The 22,882-nt window shown below is 68.1% G+C and carries 15 protein-coding genes; 5 read left to right on the top strand and 10 right to left on the bottom strand.

Annotated features, from left to right (window positions below):
• Window positions 1–87: 87 nt before the first annotated feature.
• Window positions 88–2,496: a glycoside hydrolase family 3 N-terminal domain-containing protein gene (locus AC07YH_RS22950; protein WP_494749228.1), complete on the bottom strand. Its 2,409-nt coding sequence runs from the start codon at window positions 2,494–2,496 to the stop codon at window positions 88–90.
• A gap of 250 nt (window positions 2,497–2,746) precedes the next feature.
• On the opposite strand from AC07YH_RS22950, the gene mrdA reads away from it, so the two are divergent.
• Window positions 2,747–4,720 (top strand): penicillin-binding protein 2, encoded by a 1,974-nt coding sequence (mrdA, locus tag AC07YH_RS22955; RefSeq protein WP_494749229.1) that lies wholly within the window; start codon window positions 2,747–2,749, stop codon window positions 4,718–4,720.
• Between the two features lie 180 nt (window positions 4,721–4,900).
• Here mrdA and AC07YH_RS22960 read toward each other — a convergent pair whose 3' ends face one another.
• The 4 genes from AC07YH_RS22960 to AC07YH_RS22975 form a co-directional block, all read right to left on the bottom strand.
• The gene (locus tag AC07YH_RS22960) at window positions 4,901–5,956 is read right to left on the bottom strand and encodes an MBL fold metallo-hydrolase (protein ID WP_494749230.1); all 1,056 of its coding nucleotides are present in this window, start codon (window positions 5,954–5,956) and stop codon (window positions 4,901–4,903) included.
• Between the two features lie 63 nt (window positions 5,957–6,019).
• Window positions 6,020–7,801, bottom strand: coding sequence for a DUF885 domain-containing protein (locus AC07YH_RS22965; RefSeq protein ID WP_494749273.1), 1,782 nt, complete (start codon window positions 7,799–7,801; stop codon window positions 6,020–6,022).
• A gap of 278 nt (window positions 7,802–8,079) precedes the next feature.
• Window positions 8,080–10,026, bottom strand: coding sequence for a M61 family metallopeptidase (locus tag AC07YH_RS22970; RefSeq protein ID WP_494749231.1), 1,947 nt, complete (start codon window positions 10,024–10,026; stop codon window positions 8,080–8,082).
• 199 nt (window positions 10,027–10,225) lie between these two features.
• On the bottom strand, window positions 10,226–11,095 hold the full coding sequence (locus AC07YH_RS22975) for a BON domain-containing protein (protein WP_494749232.1): 870 nt from the start codon (window positions 11,093–11,095) through the stop codon (window positions 10,226–10,228).
• A gap of 231 nt (window positions 11,096–11,326) precedes the next feature.
• Here AC07YH_RS22975 and dnaG point away from each other — a divergent pair, with 231 nt between their 5' ends.
• Complete coding sequence (gene dnaG, locus AC07YH_RS22980) at window positions 11,327–13,285, top strand: DNA primase (protein ID WP_494749233.1); 1,959 nt, start codon at window positions 11,327–11,329, stop codon at window positions 13,283–13,285.
• A 640-nt stretch (window positions 13,286–13,925) separates the two neighbouring features.
• Window positions 13,926–15,887: an RNA polymerase sigma factor RpoD gene (gene rpoD, locus AC07YH_RS22985; RefSeq protein WP_494749234.1), complete on the top strand. Its 1,962-nt coding sequence runs from the start codon at window positions 13,926–13,928 to the stop codon at window positions 15,885–15,887.
• A 97-nt stretch (window positions 15,888–15,984) separates the two neighbouring features.
• On the opposite strand, the gene AC07YH_RS22990 is transcribed toward rpoD, so the two are convergent.
• The 5 genes from AC07YH_RS22990 to AC07YH_RS23010 are packed head-to-tail and all read right to left on the bottom strand — an operon-like array spanning window position 15,985 to window position 22,002.
• Window positions 15,985–18,063, bottom strand: a complete 2,079-nt coding sequence (locus AC07YH_RS22990; protein WP_494749235.1) for a hybrid sensor histidine kinase/response regulator — start codon at window positions 18,061–18,063, stop codon at window positions 15,985–15,987.
• A 57-nt stretch (window positions 18,064–18,120) separates the two neighbouring features.
• Window positions 18,121–19,185 carry an endo-1,4-beta-xylanase gene (locus tag AC07YH_RS22995; protein ID WP_494749236.1) on the bottom strand — a complete coding sequence of 355 codons (1,065 nt, stop codon included), beginning with the start codon at window positions 19,183–19,185 and terminating at the stop codon, window positions 18,121–18,123.
• Window positions 19,186–19,190: 5 nt separating this feature from the next.
• Window positions 19,191–19,610, bottom strand: coding sequence for a flagellar export protein FliJ (locus AC07YH_RS23000; RefSeq protein WP_494623449.1), 420 nt, complete (start codon window positions 19,608–19,610; stop codon window positions 19,191–19,193).
• Entirely contained in the window at window positions 19,610–20,944 is a 1,335-nt protein-coding gene (gene fliI / locus AC07YH_RS23005; protein ID WP_494749237.1) for a flagellar protein export ATPase FliI, read from the bottom strand. The genes AC07YH_RS23000 and fliI overlap by 1 nt, the downstream gene beginning before the upstream one ends.
• Before the next feature lie 56 nt (window positions 20,945–21,000).
• Window positions 21,001–22,002 carry an alpha/beta hydrolase family protein gene (locus AC07YH_RS23010; RefSeq protein ID WP_494749238.1) on the bottom strand — a complete coding sequence of 334 codons (1,002 nt, stop codon included), beginning with the start codon at window positions 22,000–22,002 and terminating at the stop codon, window positions 21,001–21,003.
• 224 nt (window positions 22,003–22,226) lie between these two features.
• On the opposite strand from AC07YH_RS23010, the gene AC07YH_RS23015 reads away from it, so the two are divergent.
• Both AC07YH_RS23015 and AC07YH_RS23020 read left to right on the top strand, forming a co-directional pair.
• On the top strand, window positions 22,227–22,517 hold the full coding sequence (locus AC07YH_RS23015) for a type II toxin-antitoxin system RelE/ParE family toxin (RefSeq protein ID WP_494749239.1): 291 nt from the start codon (window positions 22,227–22,229) through the stop codon (window positions 22,515–22,517).
• Between the two features lie 27 nt (window positions 22,518–22,544).
• Window positions 22,545–22,865, top strand: a complete 321-nt coding sequence (locus tag AC07YH_RS23020) for an addiction module antidote protein (RefSeq protein WP_494749240.1) — start codon at window positions 22,545–22,547, stop codon at window positions 22,863–22,865.
• Window positions 22,866–22,882: the final 17 nt, after the last annotated feature.

Raw genomic sequence — 22,882 nt, forward strand, 5'->3', positions numbered from 1 at the left:
CCGCACGGAGGGGGCAGCTCGGCCTACGCCGCATTAGCCCCCTCAGTCGCTCCGCGACAGCTCCCCCAGAGGGGGAGCAGATTCCAACTAGGCCACCGTCAGCGTCGTCTTCTTCAGATCCACCGAGTTCGGCCCGACCAGGATCGAGAAATCCCCCGGCTCCACGACCCGCTGCATGTCGAGGTTCCACATCCACAGGTCCGACGGCTTGATCTCGAAGGTCACCGTCGTCTTGGCCCCCGCCGCCAGGGTCACGCGCTTGAAGTGCTTCAGCTCCAGCACCGGCCGGGTGACCGAGGCCTGCTCGTCGTGGACATAGAGCTGCACCACTTCGTCGCCGGCGACCTTGCCGGTGTTGGCCACGTCGATCTCGACCTTGACGCTTTCGCCCTGCCCAATCTTCGCTTTCGCCAGGCGCGGGGCCGAGATGTCGAAGGTGGTGTACGAGAGGCCGAAGCCGAACGGGTACAGCGGGCTCGTATCGCCCAGCAGGTAGCCGCGGCGGGCCGTGGGCTTGCGGTTGTAGTAGATCGGCAGCTGGCCGACGTCGCGGGCGATGCTGACCGGCAGCTTGCCGCCCGGATTGGCGCGGCCGAACAGGATGTCGGCGGCCGCGAAGCCGGTCTGCTCGCCCAGGTACCAGCCCTCGATGATGGCGTCGGCGCGCAGGGCCAGCAGGTTGATCGACAGCGGGCGGCCGTTCAGCAGGAACACCACGGTCGGCTTGCCCAGGTCAAAGATCGCCTTGGCGAGATCGTTCTGCTGGCCGATCAGGTCCAGGCTGTCGCGGTCGCCCAGGTGGTTGTCGGCCCAGGCCTCGCGGCTGGTCTGCTCGTTGTCGCCCAGCACCATGACGATGACGTCGGCGTTCTTGGCGACCTCGACGGCTTCCGCGATGAGTTTCGCGTTGACGGCAGGGTCGACCAGCTTGACCTCGTCGGCGGCCCAGATGCGCTTTTCGGTGATCCGCACGGCCTCGGCGTAGTCGAGCGTGAAGCCCTGGGCCTTGGCCTCGGCGGTCAGGCCCTCATGGATCGAGACCACGTGGCGCGGGGTGTCCGAATAGCCGCCGATCGGGGTGTCCTTGGCGTGGGTCCCCAGCAGGGCCAGGCGCTTGAAGCCCTTGCCGTTCAGCGGCAGCAGACCCTTGTCGTTCTTCAGCAGCACGACGGCCTTGCGGGCGGCCTCGCGGGCCAGGGCGACGGCGTCCGGCGTGGCGGTCTTGGCGTCGGCGGTCTTCTCGTCGCAGTAGGGGTTCTCGAAGAAGCCGCCCTCGAACTTCATGGTCAGCACGCGGGCGACGGCGGCGTCGACCTCGAACTGCGGGATGCGGCCGGCCTTCACCAGCTCCGGGATCAGGGCGTAGGCCTCGCCGTCGGGCAGCTCGACATCGACGCCGGCGTGCATCGCCATCACGGCCGTCTGGCCAAGATCGGTGGTCAGCTTGTGGCGGGCGATCAGCTCCTTGATCGCGAAATAGTCCGACTGGACCGAGCCCTTGTAGCCCCACTCCTCGCGCAGGATCTTGGTCAGCAGCCAGTGGTTGGCGTGCGAGGGAACCCCGTCGATCTCGTTGTACGACGGCATGACCGAGCGCACCGGCAGCTCCTTCACCGCGCGTTCGAACGGCGGGAAGAAGTTCTCGCGCAGGGTGCGCTCGGCGATCTGGGCCGGGCCGACATTGGTGCCGTTCTCGGGCTGGCCGTGGCCGGTCATGTGCTTGAGGGTGGCGAAGACCTTGTCCTTGGCCAGCGGCAGGGTCGCGCCCTGGAAGCCCCGGATCGCGGCCAGGCCCATCTCGGCGCAGACGTGCGGGTCTTCGCCATAGGTCTCCTCGATGCGGCCCCAGCGCGGGTCGCGGGCCACGTCGACGACGGGCGCCAGCGCCATGTTCGAGCCCCGGGCGCGCATCTCGCGGGCGGCCACCGAGAAGATCTTCTCGGCCAGCTCGGGATCGAAGGTCGAGGCGAGGCCAATCGCCTGCGGGAAGCTGGTCGCGTCGCGGGCGACATAGCCGTGCAGGGCCTCGTCGTGCATCAAGAGCGGGATGCCCAGGCGGGTCTTCTCGACAGCCCACTTCTGGGCGGCGTTGGTGTAGCGCGCGGTCTGGGCGGCGTTGCGGCCGACCGAGCCGTCATCGGCCCCGGCGGCGGCGTCGACCACCGCGGCGGCCTTCAGGCCCTTGCGGTCGGTCGGGCGCGAGATCTGACCCAGACCGTTGGGGAAGTTCTTGCTGGCCTCTTCCGGCGAGAACTCGCCTTCGACGGTCTGGATCTTGTTCTTGGTCAGCCAGATGCCGATCAGCTGAGCGGCCTTCTCCTCCAGGGTCATGCGGCCCAGCAGGTCCTTGACCCGGGCGTCGACCGGCTGGGCGGCGTCCTTGTAGAGCGGCTGGTCGCCTTTCGCCTTCTTGGGCGCGGCCATGGCCGGCGCGGCGGCGAACGAGAGGGCGGCGATACTCGCGCCGAACAAACGGCGGGTGAGGGTCGTGGTCATCCTGGGCTCCCCGAGGTAGCGCAATGGCCGGCGGCTCTGGGGCCGCCTTCGTCATGGCACTATGGGGGCGGTTGTCTGACCACTCAAGCGGGAAATGGTACCGGTCTCATTTTGCAACAAAAGAGGCGCCGTTTCGGCCGATCCCGGACTTGTGAAAGGGCCTTTCCATAAAGGCTCCGAAAGCCGTGAAAAGCGCCTTGACGGGCCCCAGCGGCGTGATGTCTTCGCGACACGGTTTGGTTGAGTCGGCATGAGCGAACCCTCCATCTTTTTCTTCGAGGTCAATGAGCGCCAGGGGGCGTTCCACCGGCGGGCATTCCTGCTGGGCGGCCTGACGGGCGCGGGTCTGCTGGCCCTGGGCGGACGCCTGGCTCAACTGCAGCTGGTCGAGGCCCAGCGCTATCAGAAGCTGTCGGCCGGCAACCAGTTCAACTACCGCCTGACGCCGCCGCCGCGCGGCCTGATCCTGGATCGCAACGGCGTGTCGCTGGCGTCCAATCGGCCGAATTTCCGGCTGATGATCACCAAGGACAAGGACCTGGACGCCGAAGCGGTGGTGACCGATCTCCAGAAGCTGGTCCCGATCGACGAAGCGCGCCGCGCGCGCGTGCTGAAGGAGCTGGCCCGCGCGCCCCGCAAGGCGCCCGTCGTGGTGATGGAGGACCTTTCCTGGGAGGAGTTCTCGCGGATCAACATCCGCGAGCCGGAGCTGCCCAGCGTCACCGCCGACATGGGTGAGGTGCGGGTCTATCCGTTCGGCGGGGCCTTCGCCCACGTCATCGGCTATGTCGCCAAGGCCTCGGATCGCGACCTGAAGGCCGCCGAGGGCGACAGCACGCAAGACCAGGTGCTGCTGCACAATCCCGGCTTCCGGATCGGCAAGCAGGGCGTCGAGAAGGCCTTCGACCAGGCCCTGCGCGGCCGCGCCGGCGCCACCAAGGCCGAGGTCGATGCGCAAGGCCGCGTCGTGCGCCTGGACCCGGCCGGCGACGTCGCCGCGACGGCCGGCAAGGAGATCCGCCTCACCCTGGATGCCGATATCCAGAACAAGGCCCTGGAAGTGATGGGCGAGGAGAGCGGCGCGATCGTCATGGTCGATTGCCGGACGGGCGACCTGCTGTGCATGGCCTCGGCGCCCAGCTTCGACGCCAACAGCCTGGTGAAGGGCCTGTCGGGCGCGGAGTACCGGGCCCTGGCCCAGTACGAGCGCAAGCCGCTGCTCGACAAGACCATGACCGGCGTCTACCCGCCCGGCTCGACCTTCAAGCCGACCGTGGCGCTGGCGGCGCTGAGCGCGGGGATCAATCCGGCCGAGCGGGTCGTCTGCTCCGGCGGCTGGTACTTCGGCGGCCGTACCTGGCACTGCCACAAGAAGGGCGGCCACGGTTCGCAGACCATGCACGACGCCATCAAGAACTCGTGCGACGTCTATTTCTACCAGATGGCGCTGCGCATCGGGCCCGACCCGATCCACACCACGGCCACCGCCATGGGGTTCGGCCAGACCTTCGATCTCGGCATCCCTGGCCAGCGCAAGGGCCTGGTCGGTTCGCGCGAGTGGAAGAAGAAGGCCTTCAAGAAGGACCCGACCTGGCACCCCGGCGACTCCGTGCCCTACGGGATCGGCCAGGGCTATATCAACGTCAATGCGCTGCAGCTGGCGGTGATGTGCGCGCGCCTGGCCAACGGCAAGCGGGCGCTGAACCCGCGCCTGGTCAAGTCGATCGGCGGGGTCGACCAGCCGCACGGCGACGCGGTGGCGGACCTGCCCATTCCGGCCGAGCATCTGGCGATCGTGCGCGAAGGCATGGCGGCGGTGGCCAACGATCCGACCGGCGGCGCCTACAAGCAGAGCCAGTTAGGTCTCGGCGACGTGCTGATGGCGGGCAAGACCGGCACGGCCCAGGTGCGTCAGTATTCCCAGACCGGCTCGCGCAGCAACCAGGGCATCCCCTGGCGGCTGAAGGACCACAACCTGTTCATCGCCTTCGCGCCCTACGACAACCCGCGCTACGCGATGTCGGTGCTGGTCGAGCACGGCGGCCTGTTCGGCTCCAGCGCCGCCGCGCCGCGCGCCCGCGAGGTGATGCGCGTGGCGCTGCTGAAGGATCCGGAGATCCGCGCCCGCATCGAGAACCCCACGCCGCTGCCGGACTTCCAGCCCGGAGAGGACGAGGCCGGCGAGGCGCCTGTCCCGACGGAGGGCGAGCCGCCGACGGGCTAGGCGCCTGAGCGGTGAGCCTCAGCCCCGCCAGCCGGACTTCCAGCACCGTTTCTTGTCGGCGGCCAAGGCGGGCGCGGCGAACGAGAGGGCTGCAAGGCTCGCGCGGAATAGACGGCGGATGACGGCCGTGGACGCCGATAGGTGCGCAAAGGCTGGCGGCTCTCGGACGTACCGGTCTCATTATCCGAACAGGACGCGGCTGCCGACGACGGTGCGGAACACCTGATCCGGCATCTGGGCGATGGCGGGCGCGATGAACGCTTCGCCCGTGCAGTGGCCGGGCAGGATGTAGTCCGGCTTGAGCGCCTGCATCAGCGCCAGGGTCTGAAGCGCCTGTTGCGGCGTCTGGGGCGGCACCAGGTGTAAGCCGCCCATGATGGCGTGGATCTTGTCGACGCCCGAGACGGCCTGGGCGGCGCGCACGGTGTTGAGGATTCCCCGGTGGCTGCACGAGCCGATCACGACCAGACCCTTGCCCTTCAGATGGAAGGCCGTGCCCAGTTCGTGGACGGCGTCGTCGACGAAGAAATCCAGGTCGCGCCGGTCGGCGTCGAGCTCGGCGCGACGGCAGCCCTGGCCGGGCAGCATGGCGGTCGGCACCTTGGGCTTCTCGGGCGAGACGAACGGGATGCGGCCGGTAGTGAAGCCGATCCCGGCCACCTCGTGCGGCGCGGCGGCCACGCGCAGGTCGATGCCCGCCGCGACCAGGTCGGCCTTCTCCAACTGTCCGAAGCTGGGGCCCTCGGGCGAGACGCCGCGCAGCCGGGCGCAGAAGGCTTCCTCGCCGCCGACATAGAGCGGGGTTCCGCGTTTGACCCGACCGACGACGGCGGCCAGACCGCCGAAGTGATCGTAATGGCCGTGGCTGAGCACCATGGCGTCGATGCTGGCGGGATCGACGCCTAACAGCGCCATGTTCGAGGCCAGCGTTTCAGGCGTGTAGCCGAAGTCGATCAGCACCCGGTGGCGGGCGCCGGCGCCGACGGCGTCCGCCAGCACCGAATAGCCCCACTCGCCACGCAAGGTCAGGCGGTAGGACGACGCCGCGCGCTCCGGCGGCAGGATCTTCAGGCCGGGCCGCTCGACGGGCGTGGCGAAGCTGGAGACCGTGCTGTCGGCCAACAAGGTCAGCGCCAGGCTGTCGATCTCGGGGACGGCGATCGTCGGCGCGGCCGCACTTGGGAACGGCGCGGTCGCGGCCAGGCCGGCGGCGAGCAGCATACGGCGGGTGAGCATGATCTGGTCTCCTGCACGGAGCCTACTCAACCCAACCGATGCTGTCGCCGCTATTGCGCGTTCCTACCCCTGCCAGCGGTCGATGACGCCTTCCAGCACCGTCAGCGGCGCGGGGCCGACCATCAGCGCGGTGTCGTGGAAGCGCTTGATGTCGAACTTGGCGCCCAGGCGCTTCCTGGCCCGCTCGCGCGCGGCCGCCCAGACCGTGTGGCCGACCTTGTACGAGCACGCCTGGCCGGGGTTGGCGCAGTAGCGTTCGACCTCGCGGGAGATCTTGCCCACGGAGTCGCCGCCGGTCTCGACCATGTAGGCGATGGCCTTCTCGCGGCTCCAGCCCTTGGCGTGGATGCCGGTGTCGACCACGCAGCGCGAGGCGCGGAACAGGCGGGCCTGGTACATGCCCAGCAGGCTGAGGTCGTCGCCCTCGTACATGCCGATCTCCATGGCCAGCTGCTCGGCATACAGCGCCCAGCCCTCGGTATTGGCCGAGAAGCCCATGTTCTGGCGCAGCTTGGGCAGGTCGCTCTGGGCGACGAGAGCCAGCTGGAAGTGGTGGCCCGGCGCGCCCTCGTGATGGATCAGGGTGGCCAGCGACAGGCGCGGCCACTCGGCCGTGTCCTTGAGGTTGATATAGACCGCGCCGGGGCGCGAGCCGTCCAGGGCCGGGCGCTCGTAATAGGCGCCCGACGAACCGGCCTCGGTATAGGTCGGCACGCGGCGGACCTCGACCGGGATCTGGGGCATCAGATTGAACCACTTGGGCAGCTCGGGCTGGAGCTTGGCGAGGCGCCCGCGGCAATAGTCCAGGATCTGGGCGCGGCCTTCGTCGGTGTTGGGGAACACCTGGTCGGGTTGCTTGCCCAGGGCGGCCATGCGGGCGCCGACCGTGCCTTCGGTCAGGCCGCGCTTCTTGAGGATCTCGTCCATCCGCGCCTGGATTTCGGCGCCTTCGTCCAGGCCCAGGCGGTGGACCTCGTCGGGGGTCTTGTTGGTGGTGGTGTAGACCTTCAGCAGGGCGGCGTAATAGGCGTCGCCGTCCTTCAGGCGGCCGATGCCGGCGTCGTGCACGGCCTTGGGACGCATGGCCTGCAGGGCGGCGATCTGGCGGTCCAGGGCCGGTTGGATCTCGCCGGTCAGCACCTTGGCGGCCTGGACGTCGTAGTCGCCGTACTGCTTGGCGCGGCGGGCGGCCGAGGCGACCATGACGTTCTGCTCGACCGGGATGGCGCGGAACTGCTGCAGCTGGGCGATGGCCTTGTCGACCATGAAGTCCGACGGGATCACGCCCTTGGCCGCGTCGCCGCTGGCGCGCTCGGTTTCCTGGTCCAGCACGACGGCGAAGGCCTTCATGCGGGCGATGTAGTTGTCGGCGTCGGCGGCGTTCTCGATCTTGTGCTTGCTGTCCAGGAAGTTGGGCGTCGAGATATAGGCCCCGTAGTACTGGGTCAGCACGAACGGCCGCGAGCCGCCGCCGTAGTCGAACTTCGACGTGCCTTCGCGGGCCTCGTAGTTGAAGAGCGCGGTGTCGTAGTTGATCGCGTCCTCGCCGGTCAGGGCCTTGCGGTCGATCTTCTTCAGGCGAGCGATGCGCTGGGCCGGCTCGGCGCGATCGCGCTTCCAGGCGGCCAGCGAACGGTCGGAGAGCTTCGAACGCGCATCGGCGTGCTTGCCGATGTCGAGGCCCAGGTTCGTGGCCTGCTCGGGGCTGTCGCTCAGGTCTTCGTCGAAGAAGGCGTCGAACAGCTTGTAGAGGTCGTCCTTCGGAGCCGCCGCGGCGGGAAGGGCGGTGGCGAGGGCGGTCGCGGCCGCTCCCATCATGATCTGGCGACGGTCGAGCATGGCGATCCCTGAACTGAAAACGCCGAAGCCCCCGCGCCCGGCGGGTCGCATCGTTCTCTCGCCGTCACACGACCGTCAATGTCCGGGAGAAAAAATGGGGTAGCCCGATCCAGGCGCGCTCCAGACGCAAAAAAGGGCCCGCTTGGGAGAGGGGGCGGGCCCTTTTCGGTACGCGTTCAGAGGGATTGAACGAGGGGGAAGATGACACCTATGTCGGCTTCCCGCCCCTCCCCAAATCGTCGCAGGCCGCGAACGGTTCGCAACCTGGCGACGAGTTCCGTTAACTACTTTCGCGGCGTCAGGATGTCGCCCAGGCGGTCCGGCGTACCGGCGATCCGCTCCAGGCGCGGGTAGCGCAGGCCGCCCCGATAGTCGATCTTGACCATCTTGTAGCGGCCGCCGTCCTTGATCAGCAGCTCGACCAGCGGGTTCTCCGGCTTCATCGCCGCCTTGACCGCGCTCTTCAGCTTGTCGCCGTCGAACTGCTCGCCGTTGACGGCAACCACCGTGAGACCTTGGGTCAGGCCGGCCTTGAACGCCGGGCCGCCCCACTGCACGTCGCTGATCACGCCGTCCGAGCCCACCGTCAGGCCCAGCGAGTAGCTGAGCGGGACGTTCTTGGCCTTGGTCTCGGACGACTTGGAGAACTCGGTGGGCGTGTCGGTGTAGACGACCTTGTAGCCGCCACGCTCGAAGCCATCGAGGGGACCCTTTTCCTGGACCTCCTGGATGCGGGTCTTGAGGAAGCTGGCCCAGTCATAGGCGTAGACGCCGTTCAGCGTGCTGACCACGTCGTCGAACGTGTAGGTCTTCTCGTTGTATGCGCCGTTGTCGACGCCGAAGAAGGCCTTGGCGAAGTCGTCCAGCGACTTCTTGCCGCCGGTCTTCTCGCGGATCAGCGTGTCGGCGTCGAGCCAGACCAGCAGGCCTTCGGAATAGTAGTCCTCGCTGCGCTGCCACGACAGCCACGACAGCGGCTTGCGGCTGGCGATGATCGGGTCGTTGGTGGTGTCCTGCACCGGACGCCAGTCGCGGCCGCGACGGTTGTCGTAGGCCGCGGCGGTGGCGGCCAGGCTGTCCATCGCCTGCTGCTTGGTCAGGAGGCCCGAGCGGGCGGCCAGGACGTTGCCCCAGTACTGGGTCTGGCCCTCATAGACCCACATCATGCTGTCGCGCATCGGCACGTTCAGGTTCGGGGTCCACAGGTCGGCGGCGCGGCGGAACTTGCCGTTCCACGAGTGGGTGTATTCGTGGCTGAGCAGGTCGCGGCCGACGAACTGCTTGTCCCACTCGTTGAAATACTTCGGGGCGACGCGGTTTTCGCTGGAGCGGTGGTGCTCCAGGCCGATGCCGCCGAGATTGTCCGACATCGCCACCAGGAAGTCGTAGTGGTCGTAGTGGTGCGAGCCGTAGAGCTTGTAGGCCTGCTGGACAAGGTCCTTGTGGATCTGGATCTGCTCGGGCTTGGCCTCGAGGTTCTCGGGCCGGTCGGCGATCAGGTTCAGGCGCACGGGAGCCGGGCCCGTCGGGTCCAGCTCGATCGACTTGAAGTACTTGCCGGCCATCATCGGCGAGTCGACCAGCACCTCGACATTGGTCGGCTTGAAGGTCGTGGTCTGGCCGTCGGTCTTGGCCGTCTCCAGCGCGGTGGCGAACTTCCAGCCCTCGGGCAGCTTGACGCTGGCCTCGACCGGGATCTGGCGGGTGTAGTAGCCGGCCGGGTACATGGTCACCTGCAGCCACTGCAGGTTCAGCATCTCGGGCGTGACCTCGATGCGGCCGACCTTGCCTTCGACGGCGGTCAGGAACTGGTAGCTGATCGAAAGCTCGGTGACGCCGGCCGGGACATCGACGTGGAAGGCGTGGACGCTGACCACGTCACGGGTCCAGGGGATGCGCTTGCCGTTGGCGGTGACCACCAGGCCCGCCAGCTTGTCCAGGTCGTTGCGCGGCGAGTGGCCGCCCGGGACCCACTGCGGATACAGGAACACGAAGTCGCCGGCCTTGCTGACCGGCATGGTCGTGGTGACGTTCCAGATCTTGCGGTCGATATCGGTGGCGTCCACCGCGACCTTCACCGTGCCGGCGGCGTAGGGGACGTCACGCGGGGCCTCGATCGGCGGGGTGGGCGGCGCCGATTCCGGCAGGGGCAGGCTCTGAGCCATGGCGCCCGTGGCGGCCAGGGTCAGGACGGAGACCGAGAAGAACAGCGCTTTCACGAAACACCCCAATGCGGCGCGCGGGCGTGCTCCCGCGACGAGAAGCCGGGATGTTTGTGGCGTTAACCTCCGCTTGTCGAGGCCAAGTTGGCCGACAGGGCAAGAACGTGGGTATGCGGCCGATTTTGCGTTTCGACGCTGAAACTAAGCGTCGGACGGGTAACGCAAAAAGGCGCTCCGCCCGCCAGTGGCGGGCGGAGCTTCCTCGTGTCTAGCCCAGCGGCGAGAGCGGAACCGTGGTCGCCGTGGTGGCGTCCGTTCCGCGGTCGATCCGCAGGTTGTTCTGGACGTTGTCGACGCCCGAAACGCTCTCTGCCAGCGCCTCGGCGCGCTTCTTGTCCTCGCGCGAGCGGACCGTGCCGGTCAGCGTCACATCGGCGTCGGAGACCGCCACCTCGATACCGTTGGCGTCCAGCCAGCTGTCGTCGGTCAGGCGGTCGCTGACATCCTCGCGGATGCGATCGTCCGAGCGGCGATAGCCCTTGGGTCCTCGCCCGCGATGGGCGCCGTCAGCTTCACGGCGGTGCAGGGCGTCGTGGTCGCCCATCCACGAGGAGACCTCGTCACGGGCCCGGTCGAACCAGGTGCGTTCCTCTTGATGCGAAGGCCGCTGCCCGTCTCGCGGGCGGACGTTGCGATAGCCGCGATCCAGGCTCGGATCGCCATAGGCATAGTCATACCGGCCGCGATCGCGGTCATGGCCGTGGTCGAAATAGCGCTCGTCGCCATAGTCGGCCGTGCGGCTGGAATAGCCGCTGGAGCCATAGTCGCCGGTCGCGCCGCCGAAGTCGTGGCCGCCGACGCGGCCATAATCGCCGGGCGCACGATAGCCGCCGCCACCGTAATTCGCGCCCGAGCGGCTGCCGCCATAGCCGATGTCACCGCCGGCTTGCGTCGCGCGCAGGAACTCGCCGCCATGACGGCGCGGGCCGCGCGGCGGGCCTTCGGTGCGATAGGCGGGGTCCTGGGGCCGATCGCGGCGCGGTGCGTGGTCGTAGCCGTAGCCGCCGCGATCGCGGTCGAAATCGCCGTCGGCCTCGACATCGAAGCGACCTTCGCGGTCATTCCATCTCTGGGGCATGGGTCTTCTCCGTGGCGTGTCTGGAAGCGGCGGGCGCGTCGAGGCGCCCCAGCTGTCAGAACGGAGAGGGCGGAGTCGGTGTTCCTAATGCCGAGCTCCGATCGGTTAATCTGTGGGTAACTTGTGAGGGACTCGCCATATGGCTTGGGACGGTCGCCCACGTCCGGTTCTGACGAGACGGCTCGCCAGATAAGGTGTCGGGTTCAAGCCCGTGAAGTACCTCCCAGCTCAATGCGTTTCGACGACCGCTTCCTCGAAGAACTGAAGTCCCGCCTTCGCCCGTCCGACGTCGTCGGCAAGTCGGTGAAGCTGCGCCGGCAGGGTCGTGAGTATGCGGGGCTGTCGCCGTTCACCAAGGAGAAGAGCCCGTCGTTCTTCGTCAACGACGAGAAGGGCTTCTATCACTGCTTCTCCAGCGGCAAGCATGGCGACATCATCAGCTTCCTGCAGGAAACCGAGCGGCTGACCTTCGCCGAGGCGGTGGAGCGGCTGGCGGCCGAGGCCGGCATGAGCCTGCCCGCCGTCGATCCGCACGCGGCCCGCGAGGAGCAGAAGCGCTCGTCCCTGGGCGACTGGATGGAGCTGGCCACCGCCTGGTTCGAGGCCGAGCTGCGCCGGCCCATCGGCCAGACCGCGCGCGCCTATCTCGAAAAGCGCGGCCTGCCCGAGAAGGAGTGGAGCCGCTTCCGCATCGGCTTCGCGCCCAACAACCGCACGGGTCTGAAGGACTACCTCGTCGCCAAGGGCGCCAAGCCGGGAGATCTGGTCGACGCCGGCGTGCTGATCTCGCCCGAGGACGGCGGCCAGCCCTATGACCGCTTCCGCGACCGGATCATCTTCCCGATCACCGACAGCCGGGGGAAGGTGGTGTCGTTCGGGGGCCGGGCCATGGATCCCAATGCTCGCGCCAAATATCTGAACGGTCCGGAGACCGGGCTCTTCCACAAGGGGCGGGTGCTGTACGGCCTGTTCGAGGCCCGCAAGATCCTGCACGACGGCCAGAGCGGCGGCGGCCAGTTTGAAGGCAACAGGCCGCCGATGGTGGTGGTCGAGGGCTATATGGACGTCATCGCCTGCCAGCGCGCGGGCGTGCCGGCCGTGGCGGCCATGGGCACGGCCCTGACCGAGGAGCAGATGGAGGCCCTGTGGCGCCTGCATCCGACCCCGACCCTGTGCTTCGACGGCGACAAGGCCGGCCAGCGCGCCGCCGACCGCGCCATCGACCGCGCTCTGCCGTTGCTGAAGCCTGGCCGCTCGTTCCTGTTCTCAATGCCGGTCGGCGGCAAGGACCCCGACGACGTGCTGCGCGAGCAGGGGCCGGCGGCGCTGAAGGCCCAGCTTTCCGACACCAAGCCCTTCGTCGAGGCCCTGTTCGAGCGCGAGAAGGCGGTCGAGCCTTTCGACACCCCCGAGCAGCGCACCAACCTGAAGGTCCGCCTGCGCACCCTGGCGGCGACCATCGCCGACAAGGACCTGGCCCACGCCTATAAAGAGGAGCTGCTGGACCGTCTCGACGAGATGCGGGCCGCGCGGCGGGCCAAGCCGAACACCGGCGGCGGTGGAGGCGGCGGCGACGGGCAGTGGGCGCCGCGCCCGCGCCGCGAGAACACGCCCTGGCGCGGCGGCAAGCCCCGCATCGAGGGCTCCACGGCCGAGGGCCGCGCGGCCGCCCAGGCTTTGCAGTACGCTCCCAAGCCGTTCTCGGCCGCCCTGCTGATCGCCGCCATCCGCGACCCCAAGGTCGTCGACGACCGCATCGAGGTCTTGATGAACCAGGGCCTGGGCGACGAGCGCCTGGACGGTATCGCCCACGAGCTGGTCAATCTGCGCATGGAGGCCGACCACATCGAGACCGCCATGCTGCGCGGCCGCCTGGCCTCGGTCGGCTATGACGCCGGGACGCTGGCGTTGCTGGAACGCTCCGCCGCCGGGGTGAAGGCCCTGGACGTGGCCCACAGCGCCGCCCAGAATCCGGAAGAGGCCATCCGCGCCCTGTGGTCGCAGGCCTTCGACCTGCTGATCCGCCTCACCGCCCTGGAACGCGCCGTCGACGACGCCAAGACCGATCTCGCCGACGAGAGCGACTTCCAGACCCTGCTGCGCCTGAAGACCGAGCGCGACGCGGTCAAGCGCCTGATCGACAGCGGCGGCTGGACCGATCCGGAGCAGGTCTCGCTGGTTCTGCACTAGCCTTCCTGCCCCGATCCAAGCCTCACCTCCGTCTCCCCGGCGAAAGCCGGGGCCCAGATCGAACCCGCTAGCTTCTGGGTCTTGGGCAAGGTCGTAGGCGCGCCCACCCAAACCGCTCCGGATGTATCTGGGCCCCGGCTTTCCCCGGGGAAGCGGAGTCAGGGGGAGCGGCCAACCATCGCGCGCTCTCTACCATGAATTGAAATATCAGGGTGAAGCATCCGGAAATTGGACGCCCAGACGCCGAAACCTGCTGTCACCATCTTGACACCAGCGTCACCCAAAGCCACATGCCGACTCAAGGATTTGCCAAGCAGCTGATTGACATCGCTCGGGCCGCCGTAGCGCGCGCCCTCATCGAAACAGGATGTCACCCTCGCCGCCGCCCCAGGTCCCCAGCGGTCGTCGACCCTTTCAGGGAAGACGTCAGGCCGCGCCCACGCCGTATGGTCTCCGCCGGGTCTCCCGCGGAGCGCTTCTACATGGCGGACCCGGGCGCGCTTGGCGAATTCTGACGGGAACGTGATCTCTGGGAAAGCGCTGACTCAAGAAGCGCGCGACCGGACCGGTAACTCCTTTTCGATACGGATTTTTTCGGCGCCGCTCTTGCACGACGGCGGCGTCGATTTCGGAGAGCTTGATGAGCAACAATTCCTCGGCCGAGACGGAAGCGCCCGAAGCCACCGGTGGTGACGGTCCTCTGCTCGACCTGACCGATGCTGGCGTAAAGAAGTTCATCAAACAGGCGAAAGCCCGCGGCTACGTCACGATGGACGAGCTGAACAAGGTGCTGCCGTCGGAAGAAGTCAGCCCCGACGCCATCGAAGACACCCTCGCCATGCTGAGCGAGATGGGCGTCAACGTGGTCGAGGCCGAAGAGGACGCCGAGGGCTCGGAAGGCGGCGAAGTCGCCACCCGCGACGAGAACACCACGGTCATCACCAGCGACAAGCCGGCCGCCTACGACCGCACCGACGACCCCGTGCGCATGTATCTGCGCGAGATGGGTTCGGTCGAGCTGCTGTCGCGCGAAGGCGAAATCGCCATCGCCAAGCGCATCGAGGCCGGCCGCGACACCATGATCCGCGGCCTATGCGAGTCCGCCCTGACCTTCGAAGCCATCATGGTGTGGCGCGAGGAACTGGGCACGGGCCGCATCCTGCTGCGTGAGGTCATCGACCTGGAAGGCACCTACGCCGCCATCAACGGCGTCGCCGCCCAGCCGGCCGCCGAAGAGGACGACGCCGAGCCGGCCGAGCCGGTCGACCAGGAAGCCGGCGCGGAACCCAAGCCCGAGGGCGAAGGCGACGACGACGATGATTTCGACGATGGCGCCGGTCCGACCGTCAGCGCCATGGAAGGCGAACTGCGCGAAGGCGTGATGGCCATCCTGGACGCCATCGCCAGCGAGTTCGAAAGCTTCCGCAAGCTGCAGGACAAGCTGGTCGGCAGCCGCCTGAAGGGCGAGGACCTGACCGACGCCGATCGTAAGGCTTACGAAGGCCTGTCGCAGACGATCATCCAGCACCTGAAGACGCTGAAGCTGAACAACAACCGCATCGAGGCGCTGGTCGAGCAGCTGTATGCGATCAACAAGCGCCTGATCGGTCTGGAAGGCCGCCTGCTGCGCCTGGCCGACAGCTACGGCATCAGCCGCGGCGAATTCCTGAAGGCCTATTTCGGTTCGGAGCTGAACCCGAACTGGTCGGATCAGGTCAAGGGCATGGGCGTGCGCTGGACCAAGTTCGTCGAGAACGACCAGACCTCGGTCACCGACATCCGTGGCGAGATCGCCGCCCTGGCCACCGAAACCGGCGTGCCGATCGACGACTATCGCCGCATCGTCCAGACGGTCCAGAAGGGCGAACGCGAAGCCCGTCAGGCCAAGAAGGAAATGGTCGAGGCCAACCTGCGTCTCGTGATCTCGATCGCCAAGAAGTACACCAACCGCGGTCTGCAGTTCCTGGACCTGATCCAGGAAGGCAATATCGGCCTGATGAAGGCCGTCGATAAGTTCGAATATCGTCGCGGCTACAAGTTCTCGACCTACGCCACCTGGTGGATCCGTCAGGCGATCACCCGCTCGATCGCCGACCAGGCGCGGACCATCCGTATCCCGGTGCACATGATCGAGACGATCAACAAGATCGTCCGCACCAGCCGCCAGATGCTGCACGAGATCGGCCGCGAGCCGACCCCGGAAGAGCTGGCCGAAAAGCTGGCCATGCCGCTGGAAAAGGTCCGCAAGGTCCTGAAGATCGCCAAGGAGCCGATCTCGCTCGAAACGCCGATCGGCGACGAGGAAGACAGCCACCTGGGCGACTTCATCGAGGACAAGAACGCCATCCTGCCGATCGACGCGGCCATCCAGAGCAACCTGCGGGAAACCACCACCCGCGTGCTGGCCTCGCTGACCCCGCGGGAAGAGCGCGTGCTGCGCATGCGCTTCGGCATCGGCATGAACACCGACCACACCCTGGAAGAAGTCGGCCAGCAGTTCTCGGTCACCCGCGAACGCATCCGCCAGATCGAAGCCAAGGCCCTGCGCAAGCTGAAGCACCCCTCGCGGAGCCGCAAGCTGCGGAGCTTCCTGGACTCGTAAGGTCTAGGCTCAGTGCGAAAACGAAGACGCCCCGGTCGCAAGACCGGGGCGTTTTTCGTTTGGAGCAATCTCCTCCCCCAGAGGGGGGGAGCAGGCTTTAGGCGTGCGCCGTGTCGCCTCGGGCCTCGGCCGGACCCTCCAGCGCCCGGGCGACGGCGGCGTACAGCTCCTCGCGGCGGATCGGCTTGGCGACGTGGCCGTCCATGCCGGCGGCGCGGCAGCGGGCGATCTGTTCGGGCAGGACGTCGGCGCTGAGCGCGACGATCGGCACGCCGGCGACGGGGCCGGGCAGGGCGCGGATGGCGCGGGCGGCGGTCAGGCCGTCCATCCCCGGCATGTGGACGTCCATCAGCACGAGGTCGAAGGCGTCGGTCTTCACCGCCTCGACCGCCTGGGCGCCGTCCTCGGCCGTGGTCACCTCGCAGCCGGCCAGGGTCAGCAGGGCCATGCCCAGCTCGCGGTTCATCGGGTGGTCGTCGACCAGCAGCACACGGGCGGCGCGCTCGGCCGTCGCGTCCGGCGCGGGACGGGCGACGGGAGCGGGCGCGGCGGCGGGCTGGGCGGTCAGGGCGATCCAGAAGCAGGCGCCTTGGCCCAGCTGGCTCTCGACGCCGATCTCGCCGTCCATGGCGCTGATCAGGGCCTTGCTGATCGCCAGGCCAAGACCCGTGCCGCCATAGCTGCGGCTGATCGAGCTGTCGCCTTGCGAGAAGCGCTGGAAGAGCTTGGCCTGCACCTCGGGCGCGATGCCGATGCCGGTGTCGGTGATCTCGAAGCGTAAGGTCCCGGCGGCGGGGCCGACGGTCAGGCGCGCGACCACGCCGCCCTCGCTGGTGAACTTCAGGGCGTTGGCCAGCAGGTTCAGCAGAACCTGGCGCAGGCGGGTCTCGTCCAGGGCCAGGGGGGCGTCGACGTCGCCCTCCAAGACCGTCCGCAGATAGAGGCCCTTGGCGGCGGCCTCGGGGGCGATGATGGCCACGGCGTCGCGCAGCAGGGCGGACGGCGAGGTGGGCGTCAGGGTCAGGTCCAGGCGGCCGGCCTCGACCTTGGCGAAGTCCAGCAGGTCGCCGACGATCTCGGCCAGCGAGCGGCCGGCGCGGCTGACCAGATCCAGGCGGCGGCGGTTCTCGGCCGACAGGGTGGGATCGTCCGCGACCAGCGAGGCGAAGCCCAGGATGCTGTTCAGCGGCGTGCGGATCTCGTGGCTGATGGTGGCCACGAAGTCGGACTTGGCCTGGTTTGCGGCCTGGGCGCGCGCCTGGGCGGCGCGAGCGGCGGCGGTGCGGCGCACCAGCAGGGCCTGCAGCCGCGCCTGGCGGCTGAGCGCCAGGGCCGAGACCAGGCCCACGGCGTAGAGCACGATGTGGAAGACCAGCGCGTGGCGCAGCGGCGCCAGGGCGACCTTGACGTCGAGGCCGGTGCGATAGAGCACGGCGGGCATGGCGACGGCCATCGAGCCGGTCACCGCGATGGCGACGGCGCGGGGGCCGCCCCGGAAGGCGGTCAGCAGCACCGGCGCGAACAGCATCACGCGGTAGTCGACGTCGACGGCGAAGATGACGGCGGCGGTCGCCACCACCAGGAACTGGGTGGCGACGCTCTCGAGGGGGCGGATATTGAAGCCTTCGCGATGGCGGCGGTCCATCAGGATCAGCACGACGGGCAAGGCGATGGCGCCGCCCAGGACGTTGGAGACCGTCCATTCGCTCCAGTTATGGAAGAACGGCCGCGCGCGGGTCATCATCAGCAGGCCGTTGACCAGCGTCGCGCCGATGGCGCTGAGGATCGAGGCGGTGGCGATCACCAGCAGCAGGCCGCGCGGATCGCGAACCCTGGGCGGCACGCCCATGGCCCGCATGAGCACGGCGATGATGATGGTCTGGGGCGTATCCAGCACCGAGACGATGGCCACGAAGCGCCAGGGTATGCCCAGCGCCAGCTCCATTCCGATATGGACGATCGCCGTGGCGATCAGGAAGCCGATCGCCTGACGACGCGGCAGCACCATCAGCGCCGCGATCGCGACCGCGTTGGCGGTCCACAGCGTCGGCATGTTGTGCAGCGTCCTGGCCAGGAACAGGCTGTAGGCCATGGCCGCCGCATAGGCGCAGACCAGGGCGACGGGCCGAGCCCAGTCGTTCAGTCCCCCAATTGTCCGAAGCTTGCTCGCGACCACCGCTTCCCCTAGCGCTCTTCGACGCCGGAGTATGTGCGGCAAAATGTCGGTGTTTCGTTAAGCGCGGCGCGAGAAGACGTCGGCCAGGGCGCGGGCCGTGGGCTTGGCCTGGCCGGCGGCGTCGAACAAGAGCGGCTGGTCGGTGGGGCGCTGGCCCGACTGGCCGCGCAGCCAGGTGTCGCTGTCGCGCAGGCCCCAGACGGTGAAGGCGAAGCGCTGGCGCTCGGGCAGGGCCATGAAGGCCTCGGCCACTTCCGTGTATTTGGCGATCTGGCGCCTGGGGCGATCGCCCGGGATGGCCGGCACGAAGCGATCGCCCAGCGAGATGTCCAGCTCCGATAGGTGGATCGGCAGGCCGAAGCTGGAGAGGTCCTTCAGCGCCGCGCCGACCGCGCCCTGAGGCAGGTCGTAGTCGATATGGGTCTGGGTGCCGATGCCGCCCAGCGGCGCGCCGCGCTTGAGGAGCCGCTCGACCATCCGCATGAAGGTGGCGCGTTTGTTGGGCTTCAGTTCGAGATGGTAGTCGTTGATGAACAGCACCGCCTGCGGGTCGGCCTCGCGGGCGTGCTCCAGGGCGCGGACGATGTGGTCGTCGACGCCGAGATTGCGGGTCCACAGGCTTTCGCGAAGGTGCTCGCCGTCGTCGGTGATCGGCTCGTTGATTACGTCCCAGCTGCGAGCCTGGCCCTTGTAGCGGCCGACGACCGCCAGGATGTAGTTGCGATAGGCGTTGGCGAAGGCCGCGCCCTTGCCGTCCAGACGCTTGAAGGGTTCGGGCTCGCCCGCGTACCAGACCAGGGTGTGGCCGTGCAGGGCCATGCCGCGCGCCTTGGCGAACAGGGCGATGCTGTCGGGGCGGTCGAACTGGAAGCCGCCATCCTCGCGCAGGATGTATTCCATCTTCATCTCCCACTCGGCGGTGAGTTGGGAGAACTGCTCGGCCAGCAGGTCGGCGTAGTCCGGCTCCTGCAGCCAGCGTTCCTGCACGCAGCAGCCGATGGGGAAGCGGGTCAGGCTCTTGAGCGGCGGCATCGGCGCTAGGGCCGGCTGGCTCTGGGCGCCCTTGCCGCAGGCCGACAGGGCCAGCGCGGAGGCGATCGCGGAGCGGCGGGTGAGCCGCATCACGTCTAGCGTCCCGCCATCGCAGCGCGGCGGATGCTCACTTCGTCCATCTGGGCGGCTTCGAACGCGCCCAGCTTCTTGGCCGCCAGGATCTTGGCCTGTTCGGCGACGTGCTCGTACTTCTTGAGGTTCTCGAAGGCCTCGGAGAGGGCGTCGCGGGCGCCGATCTCTTCCTGATGGCACTGGTCGATCTGCACCAGCATGTCGGCCTTGCGGCGCTTGTGGCCCTCGCGATAGCCGATCATGTACCAGCCGGCGCTGGCGTCGCCCTCGGCGCTCTTGGCTTCGGCTTCCGCTTCGGCGTCCAGCATGGTGATGCGCAGTTCAGCCGCCATGCGGCGCTCGGTGATCTCGGCGAGGCGCTTTTGCAGCGTCTCGACCTCGTGGTTGGAAATCCGGATTAGCGAGGCGGCCCACTTGGTCATCAGTACTCACTCGCCAGGATCTGCCCCAGGTATCCGAAAGAGTCGTCCAGAGAGGTTGCTTCTTCCTTATCCTGGCTAAGGAAAGCTTCGATCGCTGGGTTCAAGCGGATCGCGCGGTCGACCGTCGGGTCGGCCCCGGCGCGATAGGCGCCGATGCGGATCAGTTCTTCCATGTTGGCGTAGGCGGCCATCACCTGGCGCGCGCCCTTGACGATGTCGCGCTCGTGCGGGTGCTGGCAGCCCGGCATGGTCCGGCTGATCGACTTCAGGACGTTGATGGCGGGGAAGCGGCCGCGCTCGGCGATGGCGCGTTCCATGACGATGTGGCCGTCCAGGATACCGCGCGTGGCGTCGGCGATCGGCTCGTTGTGGTCGTCGCCGTCCACCAGCACGGTGAAGAGCGCGGTGATGGGGGCGGCCGTGGTGCCGTCGGCGCGGATCGGGCCGGGCCCGGCGCGCTCCAGCAGCTTGGGCAGCTCGGTGAAGACGGTGGGCGTATAGCCCTTGGTGGTCGGCGGCTCGCCGGCGGCCAGGCCGATCTCGCGCTGGGCCATGGCGAAGCGGGTCACCGAGTCCATCAGGCACAGGACCTCCTGGTCCTGATCGCGCATGTATTCGCTGATCGCCAGGGTCATGTAGGCGGCCTGGCGGCGGGTCAAGGCGGGCTCGTCCGAGGTGGCGACCACGACGACGGCGCGGCGCAGGCCGTCCTCGCCCAGGGTCTCTTCCACGAACTCGCGGACCTCGCGGCCCCGTTCGCCGATCAGGCCGACGACGACGGCGTCGCAGGTGGCCTCCTTGGCCAGCATCGACAGCAGCACCGACTTACCGACGCCCGAGCCGGCGAAGATGCCCAGGCGCTGGCCCCGGCAGGTGGTGGTGAAGACATTCATCGACCGCACGCCCAGGTCCAGGCGCTCGCCCACCCGGCCGCGGGCGTGGGCCGGCGGGGGCGGGGTCTTCAACGGATAGGGGATCTCGCCTTGCGGCAGCGGACCCAGGCCATCGATGGGCTCGCCAAAGGCGTTGATGATGCGGCCCAGCCACGCCTTGGTCGGGCGGACGACCGCGCCTTCCGGCATGAAGCGGATCTCCGCGCCCGGGCCCACGCCCTCGACGGGGCCGAAGGGCATGAGCAGGGCGCGGGTCTCGCGGAAGCCGACGACCTCGGCGGGCAGGGGCTTCTGGCCGGGACGCTCGATCTCGACGCGGGCGCCGACCGACAGCCGGGTCAGGCCGCCGCGCACCTCGATCAGGAGGCCGTTCACGGCGGCGACCCGGCCATAGATGGTCAGCGGATCGATACGTTCGACGGCGGCGATGAGGCTACGCAAGACAGCTCCTGAAGCACCCGCGCAGACTCGGCGATCGTGGTTAATCAGGTGTGAAGTCAGCCCCGGGGTGCGACAGCTTTGGGTGCGACCAATTGGTCGGTGAAGAAGCGGGTGACGTCGGCGTTGAACGCCTTGTGGAACGCCACGCGGTCGAAGCCCGACGCGCTGGCGCACAGGACCTCGACGCCCTTGACGCTGGTGCAGGGCGTCAGGAAGTCGAAGTGCCCCGCGCCCGGGACCACGTGATAGTCGTGCGGGCGGCCAAGGTTGCGGTGCACGAACTCGGCATAGTCGTCGCCGGGCAGCACCTCGTCGTCGGCGGCCTTCCACAGCTGGACCGGGGCCTTGATCCCCTTCAGCCCGTCCTTGCCGAAGCTGAAGCCCAGCGCCGGCGCGGCCGAGACCACGGCCTTGATGCGATCGTCGTGGACCCACTTGGCGGTCAGGGCGCCGGGCGGGATCGGATGGTTGGCGGTCAGCTGGCAGTCGTAGTTGTTCGGATGCGCCAGGCAGTGGGCGGGGACCTTGCCGAGATCGGGCTTGCCGCCGGCCGCGGCCAGCACCGTGAAGCCGCCCGAGGAGAAGCCGAACGCCCCGACCTTGTCCGGATCGATGCTGGCCTTCAGGGGCGAGCTCTCCAGCATCCAGCCGATCAGCGCCGACAGCGCCGCCGGCCGGTCGGCCATGGCCGTGGCGCGGCTCTGGTCCTTGTAGTTGTCGCCGGGGTGGGTGAGGGCGGCGACCACGAAGCCGGCTTCCGCCAGCGCCTGGGCGGTGTCGGCATGGCCGCCGAAGAAGCCGCCATTGCCGTGCGACATGACGATCAGCGGCAGATGCTCGCCGACGATCGGCGCGCCGGCGGCGACCGTGTGGCCCCACGACCCCAGGGCCATGAAGGCCGGCTTGGCGTCGGTGGGGTACCAGACCCCGACCTCGACCGGCGGCAGGCCGTCGGGGCGAGGCTCATGCAGGACCATGAACCCGGCATTGGCCGCGATGGCCTGGGACGAGGCGGCGGCCGTGAGCAGGACGGCGAGGAGGAGTGTGCGGAACGACATGACGGCCCTGTTGGCGAGTGACGATGAGGCCGCTGTGATGGGTGTGGAGCCCGCTCGCCAGGGCGTTTGCGCGAATGGGCGAACGGGTTCGTGGGCGGGCGGATGGGCGCTTGCGGGTGTCGCGAAATTGGTGTTCTTATTTTGTTCCAATCTGTGGTGAGGCGGCGCGGAATTCGCCGCGACCAGCGCTTCTTGCCAATCTGTATCTAATCGGATACATAAAATTGATAGAGATCGTAGAAACGGTTGAATTCAAGGCCTGGCGCGCCGGTCTGCAGGACCAACGAGCCCGGCAAGCGGTGTTCGTTCGGCTGATCCGTTTAGCCCAGGGGCTTTTCGGGGATTTTCGGTCGGTCGGCGAGGGTGTTGGTGAGCTGAGAATCCATGTCGGTCCAGGCTACCGGCTCTATATGGTCAGACGTGGCGACAGGGTGGTCGTTCTGCTGCACGGTGGCGACAAGAGTTCCCAGGCCAGGGATATTGAAAAGGCCAAGGCGATGGCGAGGAGCCTCTAATCCTCGTGGCGATGTGCGAGGACACCGATGGTGGAATTGGTTCGCTTCGATCCCGTCGAGGAAATCACCGACGCGGAAACCGTGGTTGCTGTCCTCGCCGACGCCTTCGACACTGGCGACGCCGACTACATCCAGCATGTCCTGGGTCTGATCGCCCGCTCCAAGGGCATGACCGAGGTCGCCGAGAAGGCCGGGTTGGGGCGCGAGAGCCTCTACAAGGCCCTGAAGGACGGGGCGTCGCCGCGGTTCGAAACGATCCTGCGGGTGATCCATGCCTTGGGCCTGAAGCTGGCCCTGGTCGATGCGACCGAAGTCAAGCGCGAGGAAGAGGACGAAGCCGCCGCCTGACCGGCAGTAGCGACTCC

Source organism: Caulobacter sp. GW456-12-1-14-TSB4, from assembly GCF_059424195.1.